A 1504-nucleotide genomic window follows, 5' to 3' on the forward strand; every position below is an offset into this window, starting at 1 on the left:
GCGATAGCGGCAGCCCGCCACGGCACTCACCGCCGGTAGCAACGCCGCCAGCGCCCGCACCGCGGTCGACTTGCCGGTGCCGCGATCGCCCAGCGCCAGCACCCCGCCCAGCGCCGGCTCGATCGCCGCGATCAGCAGCGCCTCCTTCATCTCCGCCTGGCCGACGATCGCGCTGAACGGATACGGGCCCATGTCAGCGCGCTCCCATGGCGGCGCCGAACGGGCGGTTCAGCCGCACGATCGTCAGGTTCAGCACGCCGGCGAAACCCACCCACAGCAGATAGGGCAGCAGCAACAGGCTCGCCCCCGCAGCATAGGGCTGCATCGCCAGCATGATCGCCGCGATCGAGGCGAACAGCGCCACCAGCTCGGCCAGCGCCCAGTCCGGCCGCTTCAGGGTGAAGAACAGCACGCTCCAGAGAATGTTCAGCACCGCGTTGAGCCCGAACAGCACCAGGAGCCGCCCCGCCGCGCCGGGCGCGGGCGCGCTCTCCCAGCCGATCACGCCGGCGGCGGCTGCGAGCGCGAAGATCAGCGTCCAGACCGGACCGAACAGCCATTCCGGCGGCTGCCAGGACGGCTTGCGGAGCTGGCGGTACCAGGCGCCGAGCCGCGTCGCGAGCCCGCCGGCCAGCGCCGTCGCCGCCGCCGCACCCGCCGCGACCAGCACCGGCCCCCAGCCGCCCCCGAGCGCGCTCATGCCCGCGCCAGCCCGGTCAGATGCGCGATGTTCTTCGCGAAGATGCGCAGATGCGCCGCCGGCTTCGCCCGCACCAGCGCCTTTTCCATATAGGCCTGCCAGGTGATGGACTGCACGTCGGCATCGCCGCAGATGGCGACGAACCGCTCCCGCCGCCGATCGCTGGCATACCAGAAATCCTGCATCATCCCGAGCACGGCGAACACCATGCCATGCGCCGCCATGAACCGCCGCCGCGCCTCGCGCAGCACCCGCGCATCGCCGCTGGCGCAGAACGCGTCGGCCGCCTCGCCGGCGAGCTGCCCGCCGAGCATCGCGTAATAGATCCCCTCGCCCGAAGCCGGCGCCACTACCCCGGCGGCATCCCCGGCCAGCAGCACGTTCACCCCGTCATCCCACCGCGCCAACGGCTTCAGCGGCAGCGGCGCGCCCTCGGCGCGGATCGTCTCCGCCTGCCCGAGCCCGGTCTCCTCGCGCAGTGCCGCGACGGCGCGGCGCAGCGAGAACCCTTTCACCGCGCTGCCGGTGCCGATGCTCGCGGTCTCGCCATGCGGGAAGATCCACGCGTAGAAATCGGGCGAAACGCGGGCGTCGTAATAAATGTCGCACCGCCTGCCATCCCAGCCCGCGGCCGCCGCACCCGCCGCCGGCGTGCGGATCACCTCGTGATAGGCGAACACCCGCCGCGCAGCACCAGCACCCGGCACCATCTGCCGCGCAACCGCCGAGGCCGCGCCATCGGCGCCGATCACCGCCCGCGCCGCCACCGTGTGCCGCATTTCGCCGGCGCGGTAATGCACCAGC

At 72.7% G+C, this 1504-nt stretch carries 3 protein-coding genes; all 3 read right to left on the reverse strand.

The genetic code is table 11. The features are described from left to right. Positions 1 to 192 (reverse strand): ATP-binding protein (locus tag APM_RS17110; protein ID WP_007424652.1); only part of this gene is annotated, 192 nt, incomplete at its 3' end. Position 193: 1 nt separating this feature from the next. Next, a complete protein-coding gene (locus APM_RS17115) occupies positions 194 to 700 on the reverse strand; it encodes a TspO/MBR family protein (RefSeq protein ID WP_007424653.1) in 507 nt (168 codons plus the stop codon). Further along, positions 697 to 1504: hypothetical protein (locus tag APM_RS17120; RefSeq protein WP_007424654.1), on the reverse strand; the 808-nt coding region annotated here is incomplete at its 5' end. The genes APM_RS17120 and APM_RS17115, both read right to left, overlap by 4 nt.

Source organism: Acidiphilium sp. PM (assembly GCF_000219295.1).
In the GTDB taxonomy this organism is placed as follows: domain Bacteria; phylum Pseudomonadota; class Alphaproteobacteria; order Acetobacterales; family Acetobacteraceae; genus Acidiphilium; species Acidiphilium multivorum.

Bases quoted from the DNA above. Each gene is read 5' to 3' on its own strand.
- APM_RS17115 (WP_007424653.1), bottom strand. From the start codon at position 700: ATGAGCGCGCTCGGGGGCGGCTGGGGGCCGGTGCTGGTCGCGGCGGGT.